The following is a 25960-nucleotide window of genomic DNA, read 5'->3' as shown; positions in this document are numbered from 1 at the left end:
CAAACGCTCGGTGCAGGCCGCCCGAGGCACGGCCGACCAGTCCTCGGCGATTGCCACTGAAACCAGCGCCGGCATGGAGCAGCAGTACCGCCAGGTCGACCAGGTAGCCACCGCCTCCCATGAAATGAGCGCCACCGCCCAGGACGTTGCCCGCAGCGCCGCCCAGGCTGCGCAGGCGGCGCGCGATGCCGACCAGGCCACCCGCGAGGGCTTGGCGGTAATCGACCGAACCACCAGCAGCATCGGTGCCCTGGCCGCCAACATGAGCGACACCATGGCCGAAATAGAAGGCCTGGCGCAGAACAGCGAGAAGATCGGCTCGGTACTGGAAGTGATCCGCTCGATCGCCGAACAGACCAACCTGCTGGCACTCAACGCTGCCATCGAAGCTGCCCGCGCCGGAGAGGCCGGCCGTGGCTTTGCCGTGGTCGCCGATGAGGTGCGCAACCTTGCCCAGCGCACTCAGGAGTCGGTGGAAGAAACCCGTCAGGTCATCGAAGCCCTGCAGAACGGCACCCGCGAAGTGGTCGGCGCCATGGACCAAAGCCACCGCCAGGCCCAAGGTGGCGTGGAGCAGGTCGGCCAAGCCGTCACGGCATTGCAGCGCATTGGCCAGGCGGTGACGGTGATCACCGACATGAACCTGCAGATCGCCTCTGCCGCCGAGGAGCAAAGTGCGGTAGCCGAGGAAATCAACAGCAACGTGGCGACCATTCGTGATGTCACTGAATCCCTGTCAGGCCAGGCCAACGAGTCGGCGCGGGTCAGCCAGTCGCTGAACAGCCTGGCCAACCAGCAGCAAGCGCTGATGGACCAGTTCCGCGTCTGAAGCGAACGGGGCCACGCCAGTGGCCCTGAAACTGACAAAACCTCGTCGTCTACACTTGCCCCCACCGCCAAGGCATGGCGAACGACGAGGTTCACATGAAGAGCATTTCAACGCTGCTGGCCGGGCTGCTGTTGACGTTGGGCCTGGCCAGCACCGACAGCGCCACATCGGCAGAGCAACCTGCGCCTATCCATTTTGGTGCCATCGGCTGGGAAAGCGGCGCCCTCACCACCGAGATCCTGCGCCTGATCGTGGAGCGCGGCTACGGCTACCGCACCGACACCCTGCCTGGCAGCACGGTCAGCATGGAGGTGGCCCTGGCGCGCAATGACCTGCAAGTGATCGCCGAGGAATGGGCCGGGCGCAGCCCTGCCTGGGTCAAGGCCGAACAGGCCGGCCAGGTGTTCGCACTGGGCGATACGGTCAAAAATGCAGAGGAAGGTTGGTGGGTACCGGCCTATGTGATCGAGGGCGATGCCGCACGCAACCTGAAGCCCGTGGCGCCTGAGCTGCACAGTGTCGAGGACCTCAAGCGTTACCCGCAGGTATTTTCTGACCCCGAATCGCCCGGTAAAGGGCGTTTTCTCAACAGCCCAAGCGGCTGGACGTCTGAAACCGTCAACAGCCAAAAGCTCAAGGCCTATGGCCTGGATGGCCTCTACAACAACTTCCGCAGTGGCTCCGGCGCCGCGATGGACGCCGAGATCGGTTCGGCTATCCGGCGCGGCAAACCTGTGCTGTTCTACTACTGGAACCCGACCCCGCTGATGGGGCGCTACAAGCTCATCCGGCTGGAAGAACCCCCGTTCGATGCCCAGGCCTGGGCCACCCTCACCGACCCCGCCAACCCCAACCCGAAAGGCAGCCGCTCGCTGCCGGCAAAGTTGTCGATCGGCGTGTCCAAAGCCTTTCGCGAAAACTACCCAGACTTGGTCAGTGTGTTCGAACAGGTCAACCTGCCCATCGATCGCCTGAACAAGGCCCTGGCCGTCATGAGCGAAAAACGCACGCCCCCGCGCGAAGCCGCCCTCACCTTCCTGCGCGATCACCGCGAGGTGTGGAAAGCCTGGCTGCCGGCGGACATCGCCGCCAAGGTCGAGGCCAGCCTGTGAGCAGCGGTTTCCCGCAGACCCTGCAGTTTTCCTTTGCCGACAGCATCAACCGCCTGGTCGACGGGTTGGTATTGAACTACGGCGACCACCTGCGCAGTTTTTCTGACCAGTTGCTGCAACTGCTGGTCGGCCTGGAGAACCTGTTGCGTCTGTTGCCTTGGTGGCTGTTGTTGTTGCTGGTGGGTCTGCTGGCCTGGCACGCCAGCCGCAGCCTGCTGCGCAGCGCCGTGCTGGTCGCGCTGCTGGCCTTGATCGGTATGCTCGGGCTCTGGGACAAGCTGCTGCAGACCCTGGCCCTGGTGCTGGTCAGTACCGGCCTGTGCGTACTGGTGGGTGTACCGCTGGGCATCCTGCTGGCCGCCCGGCCACTGGCCAGGCGGCTGCTGTTGCCGGTCCTCGATGTGATGCAGACGCTACCTGCGTTCGTTTACCTGATCCCGGTGCTGATGCTGTTTGGCCTGGGCAAGGTGCCTGCCGTGTTCGCCACGCTGATCTACGCCCTGCCGCCGCTGGTGCGGTTGACCGAGCTGGGCTTGAGCCAGATCGACCCCTCGTTGCTGCAGGCCGCACACGGCCTTGGCGCAAGCCGCTGGCAGCGGTTGCGGCGCATCGCCCTGCCCCTGGCGCTGCCGAGTATCATGGCCGGGCTCAACCAGTCGGTCATGATGGCCTTGTCGATGGTGGTCGTGGCGTCGATGATCGGCGCCCGTGGGTTGGGTGAGGATGTGCTGGCGGGGATCCAGACCTTGAATGTTGGCCAAGGGATGGAGGCCGGGCTGGCAATTGTCGCCCTGGCCATGGTGATCGACCGGATCAGCCAGGCCTATGGGCGTAGCAGTCGCTGAGCCGTATCGGCAAGGCCTGGGAGCAGCCTTGTGCTGCGAGAGGGCCGGGCCTGACAATATGCCTCTGTCAGCTGAGAACCGGACCTCAACCGCATGTCCCTGAAAGCCCTGCGCACCTTGGTGACCATCGCCCGCCACGGCACCTTTGCCCGCGCCGCCGACCTGCTCAGCCTCACCCCCTCGGCGGTCAGCCTGCACATCAAAACCCTCGAAGACGAACTGAAGGTGACCTTGTTCGACCGTAGCCGCAGGCAGGTGGTGCTGACCGAAGCCGGCCAGTTGGCGGTGGCCCGCGCCGAAAGCCTTCTGGCTGCCTATGACGAACTGGCCGATGCCCTGGCCAGCGGCCCAAGCCTGCGCGGCCGCTTGCGCCTGGGGGCGATCCACACGGTGCTGGCGCGGCGTTTGCCCAAGGCGCTGGTGTGGATCAAGGCCCATCACCCGCAGCTACACATCAGCGTGGCCTCGGGCATGTCGGCGGAGCTGGCGCGGCGCGTGGAAGACGGTGAGCTCGATGCAGCGATCACCACCGAACCGGTCAGCCCTTACCCGCAGAACCTGGACTTTACACCGCTGTTCGAGGACCGTTTCTGGGCCATTGCCAGCCCTGAGCTGGCCGGGTATAGCGTGCCGCAGTTGCTGGCCAGCCAGCCATTCCTGCGCTTCGACAAGCGTGCCTGGGCCGGCCGGCAAATCGAGCAGGAGCTACGCCGCCAGCAGGTGCAGGTGAGCGAACTGATGGAGCTGGACAGCCAGGAAGCCCTGGCGCGCATGGCGGTGATGGGCCTGGGCGTGGCGGTCATTCCCATGGCGGATGACGACCTGCAACGCTTGCCACCCGCCACCTGCCTGCCGTTTGGCGAGCCGCAGCTGACCCGGCGGGTGGTGTTGCTGGAGCATGAAAAAAGCCAGCGGCGGCATTTGAGTGCGGTGTTGAAGACCGCCCTGGAAGCCTGACACCAGGCTGCTCCAAAGCGCGATCTGCACCCACCAACATGCATTTTTCCTCAACGGTCACTGAAGAAAACAACGTTTTTACAGATTGATCCGCCCCCGTAGTCTGTGCACGTACCCGACCACGGAATGCTGACCATGCTGCACTTGCTGCTGACCACCCTGCTCCCCATCATCCTGCTGATAGCGCTGGGTACCTTCCTGCGCCTTCGCGGTTTTCTTGCCGAGAGCTTCTGGCCTGGCGCCGAGCGCCTGAGCTACTACGTCCTGCTGCCGTCGCTGTTCCTCCATGGCCTGGCCACCGCCAACCTCGATGGCATACCGGTGCTGGGCATGGCCGGCGCACTGATGCTCTCGACCCTGGCCGGTGCCGTATTGCTGATGCTGTATCAGGGCGCGGCGAACCATGAGGGTGCCGACTTCACCTCGGTGTTTCAGGGCGGTATCCGCTTCAACAACTACATCGGTGCCACCCTGGCTGCGGGCATCTACGGCAGCGCAGGGATTGCCCTGGCGGCGGTGGCCAACGCTGCCATCGTGCCCTTGGTCAACCTGCTCTGCGTGCTGGTGTTTGCCCGCTTCAGCGCCCGTCACAGTTCGCCAGCCACAGTGCTTCGGGCGATCTTCGCCAACCCGTTGATCGTCGGCTGCGCAGGGGGGCTGGTGCTACGGGCCACGGGGCTGGGCTTGCCGGCCGGTATCGACGCCACGGTCAAGGCCTTGGGCCAGGCCGCACTGCCTTTGGGCCTGCTGTGTGTCGGCGCTGCCCTGGGCGGCGCCAGCCTCGGCCAGCAGGTACGGCCGCTGATGGCAGCATCGACGTTCAAGTTCCTGGTCATGCCACTGACCACCTGGGGCGTTTGCCGGCTGCTCGGCCTGAGTGGCCAGGCAGCAGTGGTGGCGGTGTTGTTCCAGGCGCTGCCAACCGCTTCGTCATCTTATGTCATGGCCCGGCAAATGGGCGGCAATGCGCCACTGATGGCCACCCTCATCGCCCTGCAGACCGTGGCTGCGGCCGCCACCCTGCCTTTGGTATTAATGCTTACGCTTGGCTAGACTGAAATTCTGCCCACTGCCTGGTAATGTGCCCATGCGCCTTCACTTGATGCTGATCGGCTTGACCTCGGCCCTGCTCGCAGCCCCCCTGTATGCCGCTGATCCAGCCAAAGCCGTCGTTGCCGAGGACAAGGCCGCAGTGCTTGAAGAAAAGGTCGTCGAAGATGCGCCGCCCCCCAGGAAGGCAGAGAAACTGACCCCAGGCGAAACGCAGGCAGTGGACCCGGCTGGCCAGGCGCCGCTGGATGACAGCATCACCTGCCTGGCACGTACCATCTACTGGGAAGCCAAAGGCGCCGACGCCAAAGACATGACCGCAGTGGCCAGTGTGGTGCTCAACCGCCTGGGCCACGATGGCTTTCCCGACACCATCTGCGCGGTAGTCAAACAGGGTGTGGAGACCAAGGCCTGTCAGTTCTCATGGTGGTGTGACGGGCGCCCGGACCAGGTCGAGGAACCGCAACGCTACGACGTTGCCAAAGAGATCGCACGCAAGGCGCTGAACCAGCAGTTGAAAGACCCCACCGGCGGTGCGTTGTACTTTCACGACCGCACGGTGCGCCCCGACTGGGCGAAGGCTTATCGCAAGACCGCGCAGACCACCCACTTCCTGTTCTACAAGCCGAACCAGGCGTTGGCCCATTGACGCGTAAACGGCTGACAACGCCGGCCCGATGCGAATGACTGGCACCTGACCGCACTTTTCCACGGGCCTGGGGTCTACTCCCTCTTTTGCCGCCAGTAACGATTGCCGGCGTTTTCATTGCCTTGCACGACCTCGGGCCAAAAGCCCCGGGCTTGTGTAGGATGAGCAGCGCACACCACGACGCTGCCAGTCATAGGGAGATCCACATGCGCGTCCTGACATCCGTTGTCGCCTTGTCACTGGGCCTGGTCGTTTCGACCGGGGCGCTGGCAGCCACCGGCGAAGAGGCGCAGTTGATCGATTCGATCAATGTCTACCGCAGCAAGGCCCAGCCCTGCGGTGGTGAGGCGTCGTTGGAACTGCCGCCGCTCAACAGCGACACACGCCTTGCGCTGTCGCCAGAGGGCACCCGCGACCTGCAACAGGCCATGACCCGCGCCGCCTACCCCATGGTCAGCGTCCAAGCCATCAGCCTGTCGGGGCCACGCGACGCACGCGCCGCCATGCATGCCATCGAGGAAAGCTTCTGCCAGGTGGTGCTCGACCCGCAATTCGTCGATATCGGCGTCAGCCAGGAGGGCCGCGACTGGCGCATCGTGCTGGCACGGCCGCTGCTCAGCGGCCGCCTGGGCGACTGGCAGGCCGAGGGACAGAAGGTGCTGCAGGAGGTCAACGCCGCGCGCAAGGTGCCACGGCAATGCGGCGGCCAGCCGTTTGCCGCCGCCCCGGCACTGAGCTGGAGCACAGTGCTGGCGGAGGTCGCCGCCAACCACACACGGGCCATGGCCAACCAGAACTTCTTCGACCACATCGACAAAGATGGCCGCACACCCGGTGACCGGGCGGAACTGGCCGGGTACCTGTACCAGCAGATCGGCGAAAATATCACCGCCGGGCGTGACACCGCGCAAAAGGTCGTCAACGGCTGGCTGGACAGCCCGGGGCACTGCGCCACGCTGATGAATCCGGACTTCCGTGAACTGGGCGCTGCCTATGCGATGGACCCCAAGAGCGATGCAGGGATCTACTGGACAGGGTTGTTCGGGACGCCGCAGTAGATCACGTGAACGGGTAATGACCTGCACGCAACTGCAGGGCCGTACACCCAAACCGACGCCGCACGCACTTGCCAAGGTAGCTGGCATCACCCAGGCCCACCTCATCGGCAATCTGCGCCAGGCTGTGGCTGGAGTTGAGCAAACGCCAGCGCGCCTGCTGCAAGCGCATCTCCAGCCACCAGGCCTTGGTGCTCATCCCGTGGCTGGCCTGGAACTGCCGGTCCAGTTGACGCCGGCTGATGCCCAGTTCTGCGGCCAGTTGCTCCACGGCCAACGGTGTGCCCAGGTGATGACGCATCAGTGCTTGCGCCCGTTGCACCTGGCGCCCCTGACCAGCACCCAGCTCCAGCGAGCGCAAGGCGTGACGGCTGTCGCGGGTCTCGTCCACCAGCATGTCAGCCAGCCCTTTGAGCGCACGGGCTCGCCCACAAGCGCGTGACAGTAGTGCAACGGCCAGGTCTATGGCGGCAGTGCCACCGGCGCACGTGATGCGGTTGCCATCGATGCAGTACAACTGCTCGCGCAGCAGCTGCAACTGCGGAAAAGCAGCACGAAACTCGGCTTCGTGACGCCAGTGCACCACCACCTTGTGCCCCTGCAGCAGGCCGCAGGCAGCCAGCAGGAAGGCGCCATTGTCGACCCCCACCAGCTTGACTCCCGCCTTGGCGGCCTGCCTGAGCAACGCCTGGTAACGTGGCGCCAGCGCCGCGGTGGCCATGGCACTGCGACCGCCGAACACCACCAGGTAGTCGAAAAGGTCGAGGTCGAGCTGATCGGCAATGGCCTCGACCTGCAGCACTGCGCCACTGCTCGACGGTACCGGCTCAAGGCTGAGCCCCGCCACCGTCCAGCTGCAATAGCGTTGTTGGCTGTAGTCCTCGTCGTCGGCGCTGAAGCGCAATTTGTCGAGAAAGGCGCCAAACGGCAGCAAGGCAAAATCCGGTAACGGCATGATCAGCAAGCGAATGTCGGGCGGCATGAAACCACGTCCAGAAAAGACTCTTGTATGACCAGATAGTACTCTTTCAGCGTGAGCGTTGCGCCATAGACTGTCGCCCTCTCTCGAACAAGGCAGTTTTCAACATGGCACTGGACACCTGGCTCATCTACCTGCTGGCCAGCATCGGCCTGTCGCTGACCCCAGGGCCCAACAGCCTGTTGGCGTTGACCCATGGCGCGCTCTATGGCGCACGGCGAACGCTGTTCACCATCGTGGGCGGGGTATTGGGTTTCAGCGCCCTCATCGCCTTGACCATGTTCGGCCTCAGCGCACTGCTGCAGACCTCGGCGGCAGTGCTGAGCGTCCTGAAGTGGGTGGGTGGGGCTTATTTGATCTGGCTGGGCATTCAACTGTGGCGCAGTCCAGGCCTGCAGCTGGAATTGACCGCGCACAGCGCGCGGCTGGGCAATGCCGGGCTGTTTCGCCAGGGCCTGCTTTCGGCCATGGCGAACCCCAAGGTGCTGCTGTTCTATGGTGCCTTCCTGCCGCAGTTCATCGACCCACAGCGAGGGCTGGTGCTGCAATTTGCGGTGATGGCCGCGACCTTTGCCAGCGTCGAGTTTCTGGTCGAATACCTGCTGGCGCGCCTGGCGTTTCGCATTCGGCCATGGCTGGCCAAGGGTGGCAAAGGTTTCAATCGCTGCTGCGGGAGCCTGTTTGCCTTGATTGGCCTGGCGCTGCCGCTTGGCCGATAGCGGGCCCGCGAACACGGGCGAAGCCCGTGCCCTGCACCGCGTAACGGTTCAACCCCGGCGTGCTTTAAGTAGAAACACAACCAGCGCCACACCCGGCAACCCCGCCCCCACCAGTGCCACGCCATGCCAACCAAACTGGCTGAACAGCGCACTGGCCACCGCCGACCCCAGCGCCCCGCCGAGGAAGATGCTGGTCATGTACACCGCATTCAGCCGCCCGCGGCTGGCAGGGTCCAGTGCGTACACTTCACGCTGGCCGATGACCATGTTCATCTGCACCGCAAAGTCCAGCAACACGCCGGTAAGGCCCAGGCCAATCACGCTGTATCCCGGCACTGTCAGCCCCAGCAACAAGGCCGCCGGCGCCAGCAACAGCGCCAGCAGCGAGCCGGCCCGGGCATGCCCGGCATCGGCCAGGCGGCCGGCCATGGGCGCAGCAACGGCACCCACCGCGCCGACAAGGGCGAACACAGCGATCTGGCTTTGTGACAGGCCATGCTCACCGGCAAGCGCCATCGGCACTGCCGTCCAGTAAAGGCTGAACGCTGCAAACATCAATGCCTGGTACAACGAACGCTGGCGCAACAGCGGATAACGACGCAGCAGTGTGAGCAGCGACAGCATCAGCCCGGCATAGCTGGCTTTGTGCTCGGGCCGCCGCTGCGGCAAGGTCAATGACAGCAACAGGATGATCGCCAGCATTACCCCGGCGGCGCCAATGAACACCGCACGCCAGCCGAAGTGGTCGGCCACCACGCTCGACAGCGGTCGCGCCAGCAGGATGCCCAGCAGCAAGCCGCCCATGATGTTACCGACCACACGACCACGCTGCTGTTCCGGCGCCAGATGCGCCGCCAGCGGGATGAGCATCTGCACCGACACCGAACTGAAGCCGATCAGCAATGCATAACCCAGGAACAGCTGACCCTGGCCACTGCTGCTGGTGCCCGCCAGCAGCAGGCTGACGCAGGCCAGGACCGCGGTGGCCACCATCAGGCGGCGGTTTTCCAGCAGGTCGGCCAGCGGCACCAGCAATAACAGGCCCAGGGCATAGCCCAACTGCGTGAGCGAAACGATGAGGCTGGCATGCTCGGTGGACAGCCCCAGGTCCGGGGCGATCAGCCCGACGATGGGCTGGGCGTAGTAGATGTTGGCGACGATCGCGCCGCAGCAGAACGCCAGCAGCACTACCAGAGCCCGGCTCAGGCTGGCGGCTGCCGGTTGCGCTGTCGCAAGGGACGGGTTCATGCGAAGTTCCTCGACAAGGGATGGGTATATGTCGGCCACCTTACCCATGGACGTCAGCGCCGAGAATCCGGCGGTGGCGCAATGCGGCTTTGCGCGCTGCGCAACACTAGTTACCGTGTATGAGCAAATTTTCGCAAAAGTCGATGAATGCGTTGACTCGCCGTGAACCCCGGTGGTTGGGCATATACAAGGCGTTGATGCTGTTATTGGCCATGCCAGGGCTGGCCTGCCAGTCGGGGAAGACCCGCTGCAGGCGCCCTGCCAACACATCCTCGCGTACCAGCCAATCGGCCAGCAGTGCGATACCACTGCCTGCCAGTGCCGTTTCACGCAACATGTCGGCATTGGCGCTGCGCAGTGGCCCACTTACGTCCAGTTCCAGGCTGTCCTGGCCACAGGTCAGGCGCCAGGGGCGCGCCTTCTGCCCATAGCGAAAGCGCAGGCAGGCATGGTCAAGCAACTCCCGGGGATGCTGCAGTGGCTCACGCCCGGCCAGGTAAGCCGGGCTGGCCACCAGCCAACGCTGAAAACGGCCGAGCCGGCGGCACACCAACTCGTCATTGGGCGAGGGGTCGCCCAGGCGAATCGACAGGTCATAGCGCCCGTCAAGCAAATCGTCCAGCCGGTCACTGAGGTCGATGTCCAGTTCCAGCGCCGGGTGCTGCGCCAGGAATGGCCCCAGGTGCGGGGCAATGACCCGCCTGCCGAACTCCACTGGCAGGCACAGGCGCAGCACACCGACAGGCTCCTCGCCGCGATCGGCGATGCTGGCATCAGCCTCGTCCAGTGCTTCAAAAATGCCCCGTGCGCGCTGGTAGTAACGGGCGCCAGCCTCGGTCAGGCTGACCTGGCGTGTCGAGCGGTTGAGCAAGGTGGCACCCAGCGACGCTTCCAGGGCATCGACCAGACGTGTCACCGACGATGTCGCCAGCCCTAGCCTGCGCGCGGCAGCAGAAAAGCCTTGGGCATCGACAGTGGCCACGAACATTTTCATCGCCAGCAGCTTGTCCATGTTCAGCCCGTCTTCCAAAACTCGGAAAGTTCTTACAAACAGCCGGGCGGGTCAAGCCGCGCGCGTCAAGGCGATTGCGTCCATAGTGGAATCACCCCATTTCCAAGGAGGCTTACCATGACCCTGAACAACCTGCTGACCGCCCTGCCGCCCTGCGATCCCGCCAGCGCCGAACGTGTCGACGAATTGCTCAGCCGCCCGGGCATCCGCGTGGAGCGTATCGTCTCCAGCGGGCAGGCCAGCCCTCCCGGCTTCTGGTACGACCAGGCCGAAGGCGAGTGGATCATGTTGCTCAGTGGTGCTGCCGCCCTGCGTTTCGAGCACGAGCACCACACCCGCCTGCTGGCGCCGGGCGATTGTCTGGACATCCCCCCGCACGACCGCCACCGCGTGGAATGGACCGCGCCCGGCACGGCCACCATCTGGCTCGCGGTGTTCTATAGCAGCAGCACCCCATGGCCGGCCTGAAGGGGCCATGCCTGCCCGTGCACAAGGCGCAGTTGTCCCGTCGCCGTGCAAGGTTGGGCTTACGACCAAAGCATGAATACAAATCGAAGAGGCGTCATAAACGCCCCGTTCAATGCGTTTTTCAGCACATTATCTATACTTTTAGCCACATCTTCGTAAGTTCAGCCCTGCGACAATCAGCCTCGCTCAATTATGTACCAACTTGTTAATTAGCAAGCTAAGGGCTTAAACTGCGCGCATTCCACCTGCTGAGATCCCTGGCATGAAAGAAACACCGCGCGCCTCTGGCGCCACACACTTCATCCTGGTCGGCCTGGGCGTGATCATCGCCCTGCTCGGCCTCCTCCTGGCTGCTGGCGGCGTCAAGCTCGCCGGTCTGGGCGGTTCCTGGTACTTCCTGATCGGCGGCTTGGCCATGGCCATCGCCGGTGTCCTCATTGCTCGCTGCAAGAAGGCGGGCGCCTGGCTGTATGCCGTGTTCCTGGTCGGTACTGCCATCTGGGCACTGATCGATGCGGGCCTGGTGTTCTGGCCGCTGTTCTCGCGCCTGTTCATGTTCGGTGCAATCGGCATGGTCGTGGCGCTGGTCTACCCGCTGCTGGCGCGTGCCAACGGCGCCAGCGCCGGGCGCGGTGCGTACGGCGTAGCCGGGGTAATGGCCGTGGTACTGGTGATCGCGGTCGGCAACATGTTCGTTGCCCACCCAAGCGTCGCCCCCACCGGCAAGGGCCCGGGCATGACCCCGGTCGAAGCCGGCAAGGAACAGAAAGACTGGGCCCACTACGGCAACACCGAAGGTGGCAGCCGCTTCGCCGCGCTGGACCAGATCAACCGTGACAACGTCAACAAGCTGAAAGTGGCCTGGACCTACCACACCGGCGACGTCGCGATCAGTGACGGCAACGGTGCCGAAGACCAGCTCACCCCGCTGCAGATCGGCAGCAAGGTGTTCATCTGCACCCCGCACAACAACCTGATCGCACTCGATGCCGACACCGGCAAAGAGCTGTGGAAGAACGAAATCAACGCCCAGTCCAAGGTCTGGCAGCGTTGCCGTGGCATGGCCTACTTCGACGCCACTGCCGCCATCGCCCAGCCAACCCAGCCGAACAGCTCGCCGATCACCGGCGTTAGCGTAGCGGCCGGTGCCAACTGCCAGCGTCGCCTGCTGACCAACACCATCGACGGCCGCCTGATTGCCGTCGACGCTGACAACGGCGAGTTCTGCCAGGGCTTCGGCAACAATGGCCAGGTCGACCTCAAGGCCGGCCTGGGTGATGTACCGGACTCTTACTACCAGCTGTCCTCGGCACCGCTGATGGCCGGCACTACCGTAGTGGTCGGCGGCCGTGTTGCCGACAACGTCCAGACCGACATGCCTGGCGGCGTGATCCGTGGTTTTGACGTGATCACCGGTGAAATGCGCTGGGCCTTCGACCCGGGCAACCCGGAAGATCGCCAGGCACCACAGGCCGACAGCACCTACGTGCGCAGCACCCCGAACAGCTGGGCGCCGATGTCCTACGACCCGGCGATGAACACCGTGTTCCTGCCCATGGGTTCGTCGTCCACCGACATCTACGGCGTAGAGCGCAGCAAACTGGACCACACTTACGGCGCTTCGGTGCTGGCCCTGGACGCCACCACCGGCAACCAGAAATGGGTGTTCCAGACCGTGCACAATGACCTCTGGGACTTCGACCTGCCCATGCAGCCAAGCCTGATCGACTTCACCAAGGACGACGGCCAGTCGGTACCTGCGGTGGTGATCGGCACCAAGGCCGGGCAGATCTACGTGCTCGACCGTGCCACCGGCAAGCCGCTGACTCAGGTCGACGAAGTACCGGTCAAGCCAAGCAACATCCCGAACGAGCCGTACGCCCCTACCCAGCCCAAGTCGGTGGGCATGCCGCAGATCGGCGCGCAGACCCTGACCGAATCGGACATGTGGGGCGCCACCCCGTATGACCAACTGCTGTGCCGCATCGACTTCAAGAAGATGCGCTACGACGGCCTGTACACCGCGCCGGGTACCGACCTGTCGCTGAGCTTCCCGGGTTCGCTGGGTGGCATGAACTGGGGCAGCCTCTCCACCGACCCGGTACATGGCTTCATCTTCGTCAACGACATGCGTCTGGGCCTGTGGATCCAGATGATCCCGTCGCAGAACAAAGGTGGCGCGGCTTCCGGTGGCGAAGCACTGAACACTGGCATGGGCGCGGTACCGCTCAAGGGCACCCCGTATGCCGTGAACAAGAACCGCTTCCTGTCGGTCGCCGGCATTCCATGCCAGGCACCGCCGTTCGGCACCCTGACCGCCATCGACATGAAGACCCGCCAGGTGGCCTGGCAGGTGCCGGTCGGCACCGTTGAAGACACCGGCCCGCTCGGCATCCGCATGCACCTGCCGATCAAGATCGGCCTGCCAACCCTTGGCGGCACCCTGTCGACCCAAGGCGGCCTGGTGTTCATCGCCGGTACCCAGGACTTCTACCTGCGTGCCTACGACAGCAGCAACGGTAACGAAATCTGGAAGGCTCGCCTGCCCGTGGGCAGCCAGGGCGGCCCGATGACCTACGTCTCGCCGAAGACCGGCAAGCAGTACGTGGTGATCACCGCTGGCGGCGCCCGCCAGTCGACTGACCGCGGCGACTATGTGATTTCTTACGCTCTGCCGTAAGACCGCGTCGCCTGCTTCGCGGGCAAGCCCGCTCCTACAAGGCCCCTGTAGGAGCGGGCTTGCCCGCGAATGCCCCTCAAAGACAACCCGAGATTCTGTAATGCCATCCGCAACTCGCATCACCCCCACCCTGCTGCTGGCCCTGGCCAGCACCACTGCCCTTGCCAGCGACGACCTCATGACCCGCAGCACCCTGACCGGTGACTGGGGCGGCCTGCGCCATCAACTCGAAGAAGACGGCGTCAAGATCACCGGCGACTACAGCGGTGAAACCGCCTACAACGCCCACGGTGGCCTGCACCGTTCGGCGCGCTATTCGCAGAACGTCAAGCTGGGTGTGCAGTTCGACCTGTCGAAACTGTACGGCCTGGACAACGGCGGCAAGGTCCAGCTGACCATCAACGACCGCCGCGGTAACAGCGCCTCGGAAGACCTGGTCGGCAACCGCCTGCCAATCCAGGAAAACTACGGTGGCCTGTACACCCGCCTGACCGAGCTGAGCTACGAGCGCACGCTGTTCACCCCGGCGCTCAACGTCAAGCTGGGCTACATGGCCATGGGCAACGACCTCGGCGGCCTGGACAGCGGCATCCTGTGCAACTTCATGAACGCTGGCTTCTGCGGCCACCCGCTGAACATGTCCGGCGGCAGTGGCTGGACCAACTACCCCAACGCCCACCTCGGCGTGCGCGTGAAGTACGACCTGTCACCTGCCTGGCAGTTGCGCGTGGCGGCGTTCAACGTCGACCCCGAAAGCAACGGCAACTCCAGCCGCGCCTGGCATCTGGGGCCCAAGCACACCACCGGCACCGTGGTACCGGTAGAACTGGTATACAAGCTGCAGGGTGAACTGCCAGGCGAGTACAAGCTTGGTTACTACTACGACAGCTCTGATGTGAAACGCATCGGCAGCGATGATGAAGTGTCCGGCCGGGGTGGCCATTACCTGCTGGTCGACCAGGCGGTGTGGAACGACCAGGCCTCCCCAGGCCGAAGCCTGCACGCCTTCGGCCAGTACTCGGCGTCGAGCAAGGCCGCTTCGCCGTTCACCAAGTGGTATGGCGCCGGCGTGGTGCTGTACAAGCCGTTCGAAGGCCGCCCGAAGGATACCGTGGCACTGGGTTACGGCCGGGCCGTACCCAACCCGCGTAGCCGCGATGTGCTGGAAGATGCCGCGTTCAACGCGGGCCAGCAGTTCCCGGATATCGACAGCGCCGAACAGTTGATCGAACTGAGCTACGGCTACCAGGCCACGCCATGGCTGAACCTGCGCCCGGATGTGCAATACATCATCGAGCCAGGGGCGTTTTCGGGCAAAGACATCGACAATGCACTCGTGGTCGGCCTGCAGGTCAAGGCGACCTTCTGAACCGCCGGGGCCGCACTGCGGCCCCATCCGCCGGCGCAACCCTCAAGCCTGTTTGAGGTAGTCCACTAGTCTCAGCAGCATGGCATCACAGCCGCGCAACTGCTCGACACTGACAAACTCATCCGGCTTATGGCCCTGGTCCATGCTGCCAGGGCCGCACACCACGGTGGGGATGCCCGCCTGGTCGAACAAGCCACCTTCGGTACCAAACGCTACCGTGCCGAACGTATCCGAGCCGCTGAGTAGCGCCACCAAGCGCGCAGCCTCGCTGTCTTCCGGTGTCGCCAGCCCCGGATAGGCACTCAGCGGCGCCAGGCGAATGGCGCTGGCGGTATTGACCTTGCGCATACGCGGCAGCAACTCGGCTTCAGCATACGTTTGTAACTGGTCGGCCACCGCCTGCGCCTCGAACCCTGGGAGCGCGCGCACTTCGAAATCGAACTCGCACTCGGCCGGTACGATGTTCAGCGCCCTGCCCCCTTTGATCACGCCGGTCTGCACCGTGGAGAACGGCGGATCGAAGCGCTCGTCGTGATGAGCCGGCAGTGCCAGGGCATCGCCGATTTCACCCAACTTGCCAATCAGTTTCGCCGCATACTCGATGGCGTTCACCCCATACGGCGCGTACGCCGAATGGCACGCCGCGCCCTGTACCTGGCAACGCATTGCCAGCTTGCCCTTGTGCCCCAGCACCGGTTTGAGTTCGGTGGGTTCACCGATCAAACACAGCCGTGGTTTACACGGGCGCTGTTCGAGGGCAGCCAGCATCGAGCGCACGCCCAGGCAACCGACTTCTTCGTCGTAGGAAAACGCCAGGTGTACCGGCATGCGCAACGGCTGCGCGAGAAACGCGGGCACAGCAGCCAACACCGAGGCGATAAAGCCTTTCATGTCGGCCGTGCCGCGGCCATACAGGCGGCCGTCATGCTCACTCAGGGCAAACGGCTCGACCGTCCAGGCCTGGCCATCCACCGGCACCACATCGGTATGCCCAGACAGCACCACACCACCCACATCCCTGGGACCGACAGTGGCGAACAGGTTGGCCTTGGTGCCCTCCGGGTTATGGAACAGCTCGCACTCCACCCCCAGCTCGGCCAGGTAATCACGGATAAAACCGATCAGCGCCAGGTTGGAGTCGCGGCTCACCGTGGCAAAACCGATCAGCCGGGCCAGCAGTGCGCGACTGGCAAATTCACTCATCGCCCGGCACCCCATAACTTGGCGCGGCGGTCGGGTTGAGGGCGCGGGTGACGTAATCCTGCATCTGCGGGCGATAGGCTTGCCACAGGCCATCGAGCACACCGATCGGGTCGCTATCGGCCCAGTCGACGCGCAGGTCCACCAGCGGCCAGGTCAGCTCGCCAGCAATCTTCAGCGCCGCCGAGTGCACGGGCCCGGCTTCGCCACCCGCTGCCATCGCCGCGTGCATGGCTGCCAGCAGGCGGTCGGCCAGGTGGCCGCCGGCCTGCTCGAAGGCCAGCACCATGGCTTCGATCACCTGGGTCGAGGACAGCAGGTTGCCAGCCGCCGCGCATTGTTCGCCGGCCATTGCATGGTGTGTGCCCAAGGCTTCCCGCCCGGTGAACAGGGCCACCTGGCCTTGGCTGTCGATCACCGTGACCTGGCGGTACTCACTCCAGCCATTGGCACTGAGCACCCTGTCCAGCGCTGCGGCGGGCGGCAACTGGCCATGCTCCAGGGCATCGAGAATCTGCGGGCCCAGCGCCGGCAGGGTGATGTTCTGGGTCGAGACCGCGCCCACACCGGCACGCACCCAGGGGCAACGGGCCCCCACGGCGATGCTCGACGAGCTGATGGCGATACCGACCTGGCCGGTTTCCTGGCAACGACCGATGATGGAGAACGTCATGTCATGGTTCCTGTTGTGCTGTGCGATACACGGCATTCTGAGTGGAACCTTCGGGCGGGCGAAACGACCTTTTTCCGAGGGGGTAGGCAGGAAAAAACTAGGCTCACGGGCCCGCTCTCTGCACCCGCTCGAAAAACCACGTCACCCACCCGGCCAACCTGCCCCACAGGCCAGAGAAATCAAGGCCTTCGCCGTTTTATCGGCAAGCACCAGCTAAATACTATTTTCGCCATTTCCACGGCATCCCTAGTCTGGCTCCAGGCAACGGCGGTCCTCCAAACCGACCTGACAAAAACCGCCTGAACAAGGGCTCGGACATGACACTGAACAACCTCGAAATCGACACCCTCGTCGTCGGCGCCGGCCAGGCCGGCGTGGCCATGAGCGAACACCTGAGCAAGCTTGGCGTGCCGCACCTGGTACTGGAGCGCAACCGCATCGCGCAGGCCTGGCGTACTGGCCGCTGGGACTCACTGGTCGCCAACGGCCCGGCCTGGCACGACCGCTTCCCGGGGCTGGAATTCAACCTCGACGCCGATGCGTTCGCCGGCAAGGACCAGGTGGCCGACTACTTCGAGCAGTACGTACGCAAGTACAACCTGCCCGTGCGCACCGGCATTGAAGTGAAGCGCGTGGTGCGTAACAGCGACCGCCCAGGCTTCACCATCGACACCAATGAGGGCGTGATTCGCGCCAACCGCGTAGTCGCTGCCACCGGCCCGTTCCAGAAGCCGGTGATCCCGGCCATCGCGCCGAAAGACAGCAACCTGCACCAGATTCATTCCGCCGCTTATTTCAACCCAGAGCAGTTGCCTGAAGGCGCGGTACTGGTGGTCGGTGCCGGTTCTTCCGGTGTGCAGATTGCCGAGGAATTGATGCGCGCCGGGCGCCAGGTGTACCTGTCGGTCGGCGCCCACGACCGCCCGCCGCGTGCCTACCGCAACCGTGACTTCTGCTGGTGGCTGGGCGTGCTGGGCGAGTGGGACGCGGAAATTGCCAAACCCGGTCGCGAGCATGTGACCATCGCGGTCAGCGGCGCCCGTGGTGGCCACACCGTGGACTTCCGCGCCCTCGCCCACCAGGGCATGACCCTGGTCGGCCTGACCCAGTCGTTCGAAAACGGCGTCGCGCGCTTCCAGGACAACCTGGTCGAGAACATCAACCGCGGCGACGACAACTACCTGGCCCTGCTGGATGCGGCCGATGCCTACATCGAACGCAACGGCCTGGACCTGCCGGAAGAGCCCGAAGCCCGCCAGCGCCTGGCCGACCCGGAGTGCATGCGCAACCCGCTGCAGCAGCTGGACCTGGCCAAGGCCGGCGTCAGCAGCATCATCTGGGCCACCGGTTACGGCGTGGACTTCAGCTGGCTGCAGGTAGACACCTTCGATGCCAACGGCAAGCCCCAGCACCAGCGTGGTGTGGCCCGTGAACCGGGCGTGTACTTCCTCGGCCTGCCGTGGTTGTCGCGCCGTGGTTCATCGTTCATCTGGGGGGTGTGGCACGACGCCAAGCACGTCGCCGGCCACATCGCCACGCAACGTACCTACACCGCCTACCGCGACCGCGAGCAACGCGCAGCGGATGAGCAGCAAACCGCCAAGATCAGCAATGTCAGCACCCTCGGAGCCCACTGATGCCTACCCATACTCGCATCCGCATGTTCAACACCAAGGAAACCTACCCCAACCAGACCCTGGACAACGACTTGTGCCAGGCCGTGCGGGCGGGCAATACCATCTACGTGCGTGGCCAGGTCGGTACCGACTTCGAAGGCAAGCTGGTAGGCCTGGGTGACCCGCGCGCACAAACCGAACAGGCGATGAAGAACGTCAAGCAACTGCTTGAAGAAGCCGGCTCGGACCTGTCGCACATCGTCAAGACCACCACCTACATCACCGACCCGCGCTTCCGCGAGCCGGTGTACAAAGAGGTGGGCAAGTGGCTCAAGGGCGTGTTCCCGATTTCCACCGGGTTGGTGGTGGCCGGGTTGGCCCAGGCCGAGTGGCTGATGGAGATCGACGTGATCGCCGTGGTACCCGATCAGGAATAACCACAGGCCTGAATGACGGCGGGTGACTGCCACCTGCCCGTCCAGTCACGCCTGGGTTGCCCGTGCCGCTGCTTGCAAGCGTTGAGGTGCGGGCACGCCAATGGACGACGGCACTTGCACACTGAGACGTCGCCCGCAGTTCGCGCGTGGCTGGCTACCCGGCGCAGCTCCAACGCCATCGGGCGTACCACACCCAGCCCACTCAGTAGGTCGCCCTCCCGCCGCTGAGGTCAAACACAAAGCCAGTGGTAAAGCTGCACTCAGGCCCGGCGATCCAGCTGACCATGTTGGCAATCTCCTCGGCCTTGAGGAAGCGCCCCATGGGGATCTTGGCCTTGCTCGCGGCAATATGCTCGGCCGTCATCTCGGCCATCAGCGGCGTCTCGACCATCGCCGGTGCCACGCAGTTGAGCAGCACGCCATCCTGCGCCAGCTCCTTGGCTGCCGCCTTGGTGAAAGCGATGACCCCGGCCTTGGCTGCCGAATAGCCCGAGATGTACTGCACACCCTCCTTGCCGGCCATGGAGGCGATATTGACGATGCGCCCGTAGCCGCGCTCACGCATGTGCGCGATGGCGGTGCGGCAGCAATAGAACACACCGTTCAGGTCGATGGCGATGACCTTGTCCCAGGCGTCTGGCGGGTACTCCCAAGACGCCACCACCGGGCCGTTGATGCCGGCATTGTTGACCAAGATCTGCACCTGCCCCAAACGCGCCAGCGTCTGGGCAAAAGCCGCCTCCACCGAGGCCAGCGACGACACATCCACTGCCTGGCGCAGCACCGGCTCGAAGCCGTTTTCCGTACTGTTCCAGCCATCGACGGCAAGGTCCCAGATCACCACCTGGGCGCCGGCGACATGCAAGCGGCGGGCAATCGCCAGGCCGATGCCACGCATGCCACCGGTGACGATAGCGGTTTGGCCTTGCAGGTACTGGCTCATTGTTCAGCTCCATTTTCGACAGAAGGAATATCCGGCAAGCGACGCAGGTCACATGCCTTTTGGGGCGCTAGCCGAGACGATCCTCCAGGCCATGGAGGATGCCGCCCGGGACGGGTGTTCTGTTCAGTGTTCATCAGGATTGCGCGCTTGTTGTTGGAAGGGCACACAACGGAGGGGCTAGGCAAACCCGAACAATCGCCGAGGGGTGTCCCACATCACTGTGCGGCGCAGCCGGGCATCCGGCATCAGGCGCTCGGCCAACTTCAGCAGCGGGCCGTAGTCCACCCGCGCGGGCTGGCGAATGAACGGCCAGTCCGAACCCCACACACAGGCTTGGGCGCCAAAGGCTTCGAGCAGGGCCTGCACGTATGCACTGCTCTGTTCGAACAAGGCATCCGCTGCGGCAAACTTCTGCATGCCTGACAGCTTCACGCAGGCGCGGCCGCTGTCGGCCAGCCGCAGCAACGCCTGGAAGCCGGCTTGCTGCACACCGGCAGCGACATCCGGGCGGCCGCAATGGTCAATCAACAGACGAGCCTGCGAGCCTTGCAGCAGGCCGTGCAGGTCCAGCAACTGGTCGTCACACACCTGCAGCTGGGCGAACATGCCAAGCTCGGCGAGCTTGCCGAACAGCCCGTCAACGCCCTTGAGGCTGGCTACCCCGTAAAGCGCGGGGTTGAAGGCGATACCCACCACGCCTTGCGCCTGTAACGCCGCCAGCGCGTCGAGGTTGATGTCCGCCTTGACCACCGCCACCCCCTTGAACCGCCCCTGCCCGCTGGCCAAGGCATGCAGCAGGCAGCGGTTGTCGGTGTGGTAGCCGCTGTTGGGGCCCACCAGCAAGGCATGTTGCACGCCGTAAGCCTCCATCACCCGGGTGAACTGCGCCTGCGTGGCGACCTCCTGGCCGGAGGGCGCATAGGGTGCATCGGGGTGATAGGGGAAACGGGCGGGGTCAAACAAATGGTTATGGCAATCGATCTTCGCTTCGTCAAATATGTTCACGCAGCACTCCCGTCAAGCGCTACTGCGCTTGTCTGCAGATCTTGTTATTGTGCGCCGCAAGGGCGGTTAGGCTGGGGTTCACGATACTGTGTGGCCGGCTTTGACGCTCATACCCAGATGGCGAAAACCATAACCGAAGGTAATACACATGCTGCTTGGCAACGAAGGCGCAGACGCAAGCCCCATGGTGTTCAAGCTGCGGCACATGGAAGTGTTCAGGGCGGTGATGCTGACGGGCTCTATCAGCGCGGCGGCCAAATTGCTGTATGTGTCGCAGCCGGCGGTGAGCAAGTTGATCCAGTACATCGAAGCGCGCCTGGCCTACCCGCTGTTCGAGCGCGTCAACAACCGCCTGGTGCCGACGGCCGAAGCGCAGGTGCTGTTTCGCGAGGTCGAGCGGGTGTACCAGGCAGCGTTGCAGGTCAACGAATGCGCCCTCGCGCTGGGCGCTGGCGGCCAGCGCAAGTTGCGTATCTCGTGCAGTGCATCGTTGTCCACGGTGGTGATCCCGATGGCCCTGGCCCAGCTCAAGCGTGAATCACCGTCACTGAATATCGAGTGGCAAACCTCGTTGATGGGCGAAATGCCCAATCAGATCTTGTCGAAGAAGGTCGACCTGTCGATCGCCGCCCTGCCGGTGGTGCACGACCACCTGCATTCGCAAGCGTTCATGCGTGGACGCATGGTAGTGGTGATGCCGCCGGGTCACCCTTTGGCCGGTCAGCCCGCGCTGACCTTGCAGCAGCTGGAGGGCCATGCGTTGCTGCTGTTCCGGCCCGACATGCCGTTTGGCGAGCTGTTGGCCGAACACATCGGGCGCCGCGGGCTACAGCTGAAATCACTGTTGTCGTTCACCAATGCCAACGAGGCTGTGGCGTTGGTCAAGCAAGGCATGGGCATCAGCGTGATCGACGAGTTCGTTGCACAGGACAGCGGGCTCGCGGTGGTGCCGTTGGCCGATGAGATTCACTTCGATATCAGCTTCGTCTATTCGCGCTTCGAGCCGCCCTCGCATGCAGCGCTGCAGTTGATGCGGGTGTTGCAGGGGCAGGCGCAGAAGCTGGGGCGGGCGCTTGCGCCGGGCTGATCATCTACGCAACTGCCCCACCGAGTCGCCTGATTCCCGGTCGCACCCGCTCCCGCTGGGTAGGTATACAAGGGTTCGGTTTAAAAGCCGACCGTGGCCGAGAGCAGATAGGTCCGCGGGGTGGACAGGGTCAACCCCGGCTCACTGTCATCCGACGCCCCTGCCGAGCTCCAGTAGCGATCATCGAGCACATTCTCGACACTGGCCCGCAAGGTAACCTCGGTGGCGTCCACCTTGAAGGCATAACGTGCACCCACGTCATAACGCTCCCAGCCATCGATGCGTTTGCTGTTGTTCTGGTCCAGGTACTGCGAGCTGGAGTGAATGCCGCGCGCTGTGAAGGTCAGGCCGTTCACCCCTGGCACGTCCCATTCAGCCCCCAGATTGACGTTGTATTCGGGCGTGGCCGGCGCACGGTTGCCATCGTAGGCACCGCCGACGGTGTCGGTCAGCTCGCTGTCGATATACATCACCCCACCCAACACCCGCACGCCCTGCACCGGCTCACCGAACACACTCAGCTCGATGCCGCGGTTGTCACGCTTGCCATTGGGGCCGAACACCCGCGAAGCGGGGTTGGTCTCGTAGGCCGGCTGGCGAATGCGGAAGGCGCTGGCAGTAAAGGCCACCTGGCCGAGGTCGTACTTGGCCCCCACCTCGATCTGGCGGCTGGTGAACGGCGGGAAGATCTGGTCTTCGTTGATCGAGGTCGAGGGGGCGATCTTGCCTTGGCTCAGGCCCTCCATGTAGTTGGCATACAACGAGAGCTGGTCGGTGACCTTGAGCAATACGCCCCCAGAAGGCGAGACTTTTTCTTCGTCATAGCCCGTATCGCCTTTGACGCCGTCGCTCCAGTCATCCACCTGCACCCGTTGCCAGCGCGCACCCAGGGTCAACAGCAGGCGGTCGTCAAAAAAGCCAAGGGTGTCGGCCAGGGCCACGCCGGAGAAGCGGTTTTCCGTGTAGACCTCGGGGTCGAGGCGGGTTGGCGTACCGGGTGTCGGTGCGGCCACCGGGTTGTAGAGGTTGCTCGGCGCCGCGGCATAGCGCGCCCCGCCGTTGGTGAAGTCCATGTAGTAATAGGTGGCGGCCAGGTTCAGCGCGTGGCTGACCGGCCCGGTATGGAACCAGTGACGTAAACCGGCCATGGCGGTGCGCACCGACTCGTCCCGGGTAAAGTCACGCGGCTGCACGGTGAAGTCGCCAGCATCGTTGGTGATCGACACATTATGGCGCAGGAAGTCGTGGTTGCTCTTGCGCGCACCGACCGCACCATAGGCCAGCAGCGATTCGCTGATATCGTACTCGGCGTTCAGCGCACCGAAGGTGTCGTTGGTACGCGCCTTGCTCCAGGCCTGGGCGTAGTTGTGGCGTACGTCATTGGCATTGGGCACCTTGGCATTGGCACCGACCAGCACACGTTCCTGCGGGGCGTCGGTATCGCGCTCGGTGTGGCCAAGGTCTGCCGAGAGACGCAGGCGCTCGCCTCGAAAATCCAGGCCCAGCACCGCCATTTCGCGGTCGACGCGCTGGTGGTCCCATTCGGTATCACCGGCCTGCTTCACCCCATTGAAGCGCAAGCCGAACTGCTGGCCTTCACCAAAGCGACGGCCGATGTCCACGGCGCCGCCAGCCTGGCCGGCCGAGGCGTAGCTGCCGGTGAATTCGGTGATCGGCTTGTCAGCGGCTCGCTTGGGCTGCACATTGATACCGCCGCCCACGCTGCCACGCGGCGATATGCCATTGATCAACTGGCTGGGGCCTTTGATGATGTCGACCCGGTCGGCCATTTCCATGTCGATCGAATACGTCGGCAAGATGCCATAAAGACCGTTGTAGGCCACATCACTGTTGAACAGGCTGAAGCCGCGAATGGTGAACTGCTCGAAACGCCCGCCCGCCGGGTTGGTAGCACGCACTGAAGGGTCACTGGCAATCAGCTCGCCCAAGGTGCGCGCCTGTTGGTTCTTGACCAGGTCGCTGGTGTAGCTGGTGATGCTGAACGGGGTTTCCATGAAGTCGCGCGAACCGAGCAAACCTTGTGCCCCTTGGCGTGCCACTTGGCCACCGGCATACGGCTGCGCTTCGTTGCCTGCGGCCAGGCCGCCGACGATGCGGGTGGGGGCGATTTCCAGCGCGCCACTGGCCTGGGGGGCTGGCATCAGGGTGAAGGCCCCCTCACCCACTGGTAGCGCCTGCAGGCCGCTACTGCGCAGCAACTGGTTGAAGCCTTCATCGACACTGTAACGACCGGACAAGCCGTTACTTTGCCGGCCCTCTACCAATGCCGGGTCCAGCGAAAGGCTGACACCGGCCTGGTCGGCGAAATGGGTCAAAGCGGCACCCAGGCTGGCTGGCGCCACCTGGAACGTACGCCGGGCCGGCTCATCGGCCCAGGCGGGTGCACACAACAGCAGGCTCATCGCGAACAATGGATGTGCTGCGCGCGCCAGTGGGCGCAGGCGGCAAGTTTTTACTGCAGGCATTGAACAAGGCTCCCCTTTTATTTTCTCCTACCGGTAATGACCGGCGAGTGAAAAAAAGGGGACAGTCTCATGCTCGATTTTCTCGTGCGGTCAGGCTCACCCAATAACGCGTGCGGGTCTGCACTTGCAACGGCAGGCTGGCGGCGAGCAGGGCCAACACCCGGTCGGTGTCGTCAAGGCGGAACGTGCCGGTAACACGCAAGCGCTCCAGTTCTGGTGCCCAGCGCAGTACGCCGGGGCGATACCTGCGCAGTTCGTGCAGCAACTCGCCCAGCGGGCGGTCGTCCAGCCGTAGCGCACCTTCGCGCCAGCCCAGTTGCCATGCGTCGAACGCTTTGACAGGGCCAACGCCGGCCGCCTGCAAACTGGCCTGTTGGCCGGCCTGTAGCATCACGGCTGGACCCCGCAACGGCTGCAGGCTGACCGCCCCCTTGATCGCCGACACCCGGCAGGCCTCATCAAGCAGGCGCAGGCACGCCTCGCCCTCACTGAGCACCACCCGGCCGTAAGGCACCTGCAAGGTGAGGCTCAGGTTAGCGGGCACGCTGACGGCCACTTCACCGCGCAGCAGTGCCACGCGGCCTGCACCCAGCTCGATATCGACCGCACTGTCGGTGTTCAACTGCAACAAGGTGCCGTCGCTCAGCAGTGCCTGCCTGCGCTCTCCTACCGCGGTGCGCATGTCGGCGGTCCAGGCATCCAGCGGCAGCTCACGGCTCACCAGCCAGGCCACCGGCAACAACGCCGTCACACCCAGGGCTTGTTTGAGCAATGCCCGACGACCGGCATCCGGACGATCCAGGGCGGCCATCGCCAATGCGCCGGGCAACCCGGCAAACCGCGCTCGCAGCAGCGATGCCTTTTGCCAGGCGTCTTCGTGCAGGTGACTGCTGGCGCGCCATTGCGCCAGACGCTGCAGGTCAGATTCGCTTGCGTCGCCAGAATCCAGTAATGCCAGCCAACGGGCTGCAGCACGCAGCGCCTCGCGGGTTTCTGGGGGGTGGGGGCTCATTGCAACTCGGCCAACAGGCAATGTTCGTAAGCCTGCGCCATGTAGCGTTTCACCGAGCGCTGGCAGACGCCCAGGCGCTGGCCAATCTCGGCGTAGCCCAAGCCTTCCAGCTGGCTCCAGAGAAAGGCCTTGCGTATCGGCGGCTTGAGGCCGTCGAGCAATTCATCCAGTGCTTGTAGGGTTTCGAGCAGTACCCAGCGCTGTTCTGGCGACGGCACATGTTGCTCGGGCAACTGCGCCAAGGCATCAAGGTAGGCCTGCTCCAGGCTACGGCGCTGGTGGAAGTTGCTGAGCAAACGCTTGCCCACGGTCAGCAGGTAGGCACGCGGTTCGCGTATGTCTGCCAGCGGCTGGGCGCTGGCCAGAATGCGCAAAAAAGTATCCTGACTGAGGTCGGCGGCATCCCAGGCATTGCCCATACGCCGGCGCAGCCAGGTTTCAAGCCAGCCGCGATGCTCCCGGTACAGGGCAGGCAGGCCAGGCTCCGGTGGCGGCGCGGCGTCGATCATGAGGAGGGTCCTGCGGCGGA

The 25960-nt window shown here is 64.2% G+C and carries 24 protein-coding genes; 14 read left to right on the top strand and 10 right to left on the bottom strand.

Going from position 1 to position 25960, the window contains the following annotated elements; all coding sequences use genetic code 11:
- The first annotated feature begins 73 nt into the window (after positions 1-73).
- From V6093_RS01955 to V6093_RS01925, 7 genes are all read left to right on the top strand, one after another.
- Positions 74-829 carry a methyl-accepting chemotaxis protein gene (locus V6093_RS01955; RefSeq protein ID WP_406669819.1) on the top strand — a complete coding sequence of 252 codons (756 nt, stop codon included), beginning with the start codon at positions 74-76 and terminating at the stop codon, positions 827-829.
- Positions 830-924: 95 nt separating this feature from the next.
- Positions 925-1941: an ABC transporter substrate-binding protein gene (locus V6093_RS01950; RefSeq protein WP_047603863.1), complete on the top strand. Its 1017-nt coding sequence runs from the start codon at positions 925-927 to the stop codon at positions 1939-1941.
- Entirely contained in the window at positions 1938-2786 is an 849-nt protein-coding gene (locus tag V6093_RS01945) for a proline/glycine betaine ABC transporter permease (RefSeq protein WP_003247791.1), read from the top strand. Before V6093_RS01950 ends, V6093_RS01945 begins: the two co-directional genes overlap by 4 nt.
- A 93-nt stretch (positions 2787-2879) precedes the next feature.
- Positions 2880-3743, top strand: a complete 864-nt coding sequence (locus V6093_RS01940) for a LysR family transcriptional regulator (RefSeq protein WP_003247790.1) — start codon at positions 2880-2882, stop codon at positions 3741-3743.
- Positions 3744-3878: 135 nt separating this feature from the next.
- Positions 3879-4796: an AEC family transporter gene (locus V6093_RS01935; protein WP_003247787.1), complete on the top strand. Its 918-nt coding sequence runs from the start codon at positions 3879-3881 to the stop codon at positions 4794-4796.
- 34 nt (positions 4797-4830) lie between these two features.
- On the top strand, positions 4831-5442 hold the full coding sequence (locus tag V6093_RS01930) for a cell wall hydrolase (RefSeq protein WP_265979977.1): 612 nt from the start codon (positions 4831-4833) through the stop codon (positions 5440-5442).
- 206 nt (positions 5443-5648) lie between these two features.
- Positions 5649-6500, top strand: a complete 852-nt coding sequence (locus V6093_RS01925; RefSeq protein ID WP_003247783.1) for a CAP domain-containing protein — start codon at positions 5649-5651, stop codon at positions 6498-6500.
- Between the two features lies 1 nt (position 6501).
- Here the strand turns inward: V6093_RS01925 and V6093_RS01920 are convergent, their stop codons facing one another.
- Positions 6502-7479, bottom strand: a complete 978-nt coding sequence (locus V6093_RS01920) for a GlxA family transcriptional regulator (RefSeq protein WP_047603866.1) — start codon at positions 7477-7479, stop codon at positions 6502-6504.
- Positions 7480-7583: 104 nt separating this feature from the next.
- Between V6093_RS01920 and V6093_RS01915 the strand changes: the two genes are divergently transcribed.
- Positions 7584-8195, top strand: a complete 612-nt coding sequence (locus V6093_RS01915; protein ID WP_010954419.1) for a LysE family translocator — start codon at positions 7584-7586, stop codon at positions 8193-8195.
- Between the two features lie 48 nt (positions 8196-8243).
- Here V6093_RS01915 and V6093_RS01910 read toward each other — a convergent pair whose 3' ends face one another.
- On the bottom strand, positions 8244-9443 hold the full coding sequence (locus V6093_RS01910; protein WP_004575297.1) for an MFS transporter: 1200 nt from the start codon (positions 9441-9443) through the stop codon (positions 8244-8246).
- A gap of 106 nt (positions 9444-9549) precedes the next feature.
- Complete coding sequence (locus V6093_RS01905; RefSeq protein ID WP_019751858.1) at positions 9550-10455, bottom strand: LysR family transcriptional regulator; 906 nt, start codon at positions 10453-10455, stop codon at positions 9550-9552.
- Between the two features lie 117 nt (positions 10456-10572).
- Here V6093_RS01905 and V6093_RS01900 point away from each other — a divergent pair, with 117 nt between their 5' ends.
- From V6093_RS01900 to V6093_RS01890, 3 genes are all read left to right on the top strand, one after another.
- Entirely contained in the window at positions 10573-10923 is a 351-nt protein-coding gene (locus V6093_RS01900; protein WP_003247774.1) for a cupin domain-containing protein, read from the top strand.
- Between the two features lie 262 nt (positions 10924-11185).
- Positions 11186-13603, top strand: a complete 2418-nt coding sequence (locus tag V6093_RS01895; protein ID WP_265979971.1) for a glucose/quinate/shikimate family membrane-bound PQQ-dependent dehydrogenase — start codon at positions 11186-11188, stop codon at positions 13601-13603.
- Positions 13604-13703: 100 nt separating this feature from the next.
- A complete protein-coding gene (locus tag V6093_RS01890) occupies positions 13704-14972 on the top strand; it encodes a carbohydrate porin (RefSeq protein WP_003247771.1) in 1269 nt (422 codons plus the stop codon).
- Positions 14973-15014: 42 nt separating this feature from the next.
- Here V6093_RS01890 and argE read toward each other — a convergent pair whose 3' ends face one another.
- Both argE and V6093_RS01880 read right to left on the bottom strand, forming a co-directional pair.
- Entirely contained in the window at positions 15015-16175 is a 1161-nt protein-coding gene (gene argE / locus V6093_RS01885) for an acetylornithine deacetylase (protein ID WP_003247769.1), read from the bottom strand.
- Positions 16168-16845 (bottom strand): DUF1028 domain-containing protein, encoded by a 678-nt coding sequence (locus tag V6093_RS01880; RefSeq protein WP_003247767.1) that lies wholly within the window; start codon positions 16843-16845, stop codon positions 16168-16170. The genes argE and V6093_RS01880 overlap by 8 nt, the downstream gene beginning before the upstream one ends.
- 317 nt (positions 16846-17162) lie before the next feature.
- Here V6093_RS01880 and V6093_RS01875 point away from each other — a divergent pair, with 317 nt between their 5' ends.
- Both V6093_RS01875 and V6093_RS01870 read left to right on the top strand, forming a co-directional pair.
- Positions 17163-18482 carry an NAD(P)/FAD-dependent oxidoreductase gene (locus tag V6093_RS01875; RefSeq protein ID WP_003247765.1) on the top strand — a complete coding sequence of 440 codons (1320 nt, stop codon included), beginning with the start codon at positions 17163-17165 and terminating at the stop codon, positions 18480-18482.
- Positions 18482-18898 (top strand): RidA family protein, encoded by a 417-nt coding sequence (locus V6093_RS01870; RefSeq protein WP_003247763.1) that lies wholly within the window; start codon positions 18482-18484, stop codon positions 18896-18898. Before V6093_RS01875 ends, V6093_RS01870 begins: the two co-directional genes overlap by 1 nt.
- Before the next feature lie 202 nt (positions 18899-19100).
- Here the strand turns inward: V6093_RS01870 and V6093_RS01865 are convergent, their stop codons facing one another.
- Both V6093_RS01865 and V6093_RS01860 read right to left on the bottom strand, forming a co-directional pair.
- Positions 19101-19841 carry an SDR family NAD(P)-dependent oxidoreductase gene (locus tag V6093_RS01865; RefSeq protein ID WP_003247762.1) on the bottom strand — a complete coding sequence of 247 codons (741 nt, stop codon included), beginning with the start codon at positions 19839-19841 and terminating at the stop codon, positions 19101-19103.
- Between the two features lie 177 nt (positions 19842-20018).
- Positions 20019-20846: an amidohydrolase gene (locus tag V6093_RS01860; protein ID WP_003247759.1), complete on the bottom strand. Its 828-nt coding sequence runs from the start codon at positions 20844-20846 to the stop codon at positions 20019-20021.
- A gap of 148 nt (positions 20847-20994) precedes the next feature.
- Here V6093_RS01860 and V6093_RS01855 point away from each other — a divergent pair, with 148 nt between their 5' ends.
- Complete coding sequence (locus V6093_RS01855) at positions 20995-21933, top strand: LysR family transcriptional regulator (RefSeq protein ID WP_004575289.1); 939 nt, start codon at positions 20995-20997, stop codon at positions 21931-21933.
- Between the two features lie 80 nt (positions 21934-22013).
- Here the strand turns inward: V6093_RS01855 and V6093_RS01850 are convergent, their stop codons facing one another.
- From V6093_RS01850 to V6093_RS01840, 3 genes are all read right to left on the bottom strand, one after another.
- Positions 22014-24419, bottom strand: a complete 2406-nt coding sequence (locus tag V6093_RS01850) for a TonB-dependent siderophore receptor (RefSeq protein ID WP_406669687.1) — start codon at positions 24417-24419, stop codon at positions 22014-22016.
- 67 nt (positions 24420-24486) lie between these two features.
- Positions 24487-25431 carry a FecR domain-containing protein gene (locus tag V6093_RS01845; protein ID WP_047603887.1) on the bottom strand — a complete coding sequence of 315 codons (945 nt, stop codon included), beginning with the start codon at positions 25429-25431 and terminating at the stop codon, positions 24487-24489.
- On the bottom strand, positions 25428-25940 hold the full coding sequence (locus V6093_RS01840; RefSeq protein WP_012052087.1) for a sigma-70 family RNA polymerase sigma factor: 513 nt from the start codon (positions 25938-25940) through the stop codon (positions 25428-25430). Before V6093_RS01840 ends, V6093_RS01845 begins: the two co-directional genes overlap by 4 nt.
- Positions 25941-25960 lie beyond the last annotated feature (20 nt).

Source organism: Pseudomonas putida group bacterium ESBL64 (genome assembly GCF_045277175.1).
In the GTDB taxonomy this organism is placed as follows: domain Bacteria; phylum Pseudomonadota; class Gammaproteobacteria; order Pseudomonadales; family Pseudomonadaceae; genus Aquipseudomonas; species Aquipseudomonas alloputida.
Note: the sequence above shows the minus strand (reverse complement) of the source record. Positions and strands in the feature narration are given on the sequence as shown.

What these genes read in the sequence shown, in the direction of transcription:
- V6093_RS01890 (WP_003247771.1), top strand. Translation starts at nt 13,704, where the DNA reads ATGCCATCCGCAACTCGCATCACCCCCACCCTGCTGCTGGCCCTGGCC.
- V6093_RS01865 (WP_003247762.1), bottom strand. Translation starts at nt 19,841, where the DNA reads ATGAGCCAGTACCTGCAAGGCCAAACCGCTATCGTCACCGGTGGCATG.
- V6093_RS01935 (WP_003247787.1), top strand. Translation starts at nt 3,879, where the DNA reads ATGCTGCACTTGCTGCTGACCACCCTGCTCCCCATCATCCTGCTGATA.
- V6093_RS01920 (WP_047603866.1), bottom strand. Translation starts at nt 7,479, where the DNA reads ATGCCGCCCGACATTCGCTTGCTGATCATGCCGTTACCGGATTTTGCC.
- V6093_RS01930 (WP_265979977.1), top strand. Translation starts at nt 4,831, where the DNA reads ATGCGCCTTCACTTGATGCTGATCGGCTTGACCTCGGCCCTGCTCGCA.
- argE (WP_003247769.1), bottom strand. Translation starts at nt 16,175, where the DNA reads ATGAGTGAATTTGCCAGTCGCGCACTGCTGGCCCGGCTGATCGGTTTT.
- V6093_RS01955 (WP_406669819.1), top strand. Translation starts at nt 74, where the DNA reads ATGGAGCAGCAGTACCGCCAGGTCGACCAGGTAGCCACCGCCTCCCAT.
- V6093_RS01915 (WP_010954419.1), top strand. Translation starts at nt 7,584, where the DNA reads ATGGCACTGGACACCTGGCTCATCTACCTGCTGGCCAGCATCGGCCTG.
- V6093_RS01940 (WP_003247790.1), top strand. Translation starts at nt 2,880, where the DNA reads ATGTCCCTGAAAGCCCTGCGCACCTTGGTGACCATCGCCCGCCACGGC.
- V6093_RS01900 (WP_003247774.1), top strand. Translation starts at nt 10,573, where the DNA reads ATGACCCTGAACAACCTGCTGACCGCCCTGCCGCCCTGCGATCCCGCC.
- V6093_RS01850 (WP_406669687.1), bottom strand. Translation starts at nt 24,419, where the DNA reads ATGCCTGCAGTAAAAACTTGCCGCCTGCGCCCACTGGCGCGCGCAGCA.
- V6093_RS01880 (WP_003247767.1), bottom strand. Translation starts at nt 16,845, where the DNA reads ATGACGTTCTCCATCATCGGTCGTTGCCAGGAAACCGGCCAGGTCGGT.
- V6093_RS01910 (WP_004575297.1), bottom strand. Translation starts at nt 9,443, where the DNA reads ATGAACCCGTCCCTTGCGACAGCGCAACCGGCAGCCGCCAGCCTGAGC.
- V6093_RS01895 (WP_265979971.1), top strand. Translation starts at nt 11,186, where the DNA reads ATGAAAGAAACACCGCGCGCCTCTGGCGCCACACACTTCATCCTGGTC.
- V6093_RS01845 (WP_047603887.1), bottom strand. Translation starts at nt 25,431, where the DNA reads ATGAGCCCCCACCCCCCAGAAACCCGCGAGGCGCTGCGTGCTGCAGCC.
- V6093_RS01855 (WP_004575289.1), top strand. Translation starts at nt 20,995, where the DNA reads ATGCTGCTTGGCAACGAAGGCGCAGACGCAAGCCCCATGGTGTTCAAG.
- V6093_RS01905 (WP_019751858.1), bottom strand. Translation starts at nt 10,455, where the DNA reads ATGGACAAGCTGCTGGCGATGAAAATGTTCGTGGCCACTGTCGATGCC.
- V6093_RS01925 (WP_003247783.1), top strand. Translation starts at nt 5,649, where the DNA reads ATGCGCGTCCTGACATCCGTTGTCGCCTTGTCACTGGGCCTGGTCGTT.
- V6093_RS01950 (WP_047603863.1), top strand. Translation starts at nt 925, where the DNA reads ATGAAGAGCATTTCAACGCTGCTGGCCGGGCTGCTGTTGACGTTGGGC.
- V6093_RS01870 (WP_003247763.1), top strand. Translation starts at nt 18,482, where the DNA reads ATGCCTACCCATACTCGCATCCGCATGTTCAACACCAAGGAAACCTAC.
- V6093_RS01840 (WP_012052087.1), bottom strand. Translation starts at nt 25,940, where the DNA reads ATGATCGACGCCGCGCCGCCACCGGAGCCTGGCCTGCCTGCCCTGTAC.
- V6093_RS01875 (WP_003247765.1), top strand. Translation starts at nt 17,163, where the DNA reads ATGACACTGAACAACCTCGAAATCGACACCCTCGTCGTCGGCGCCGGC.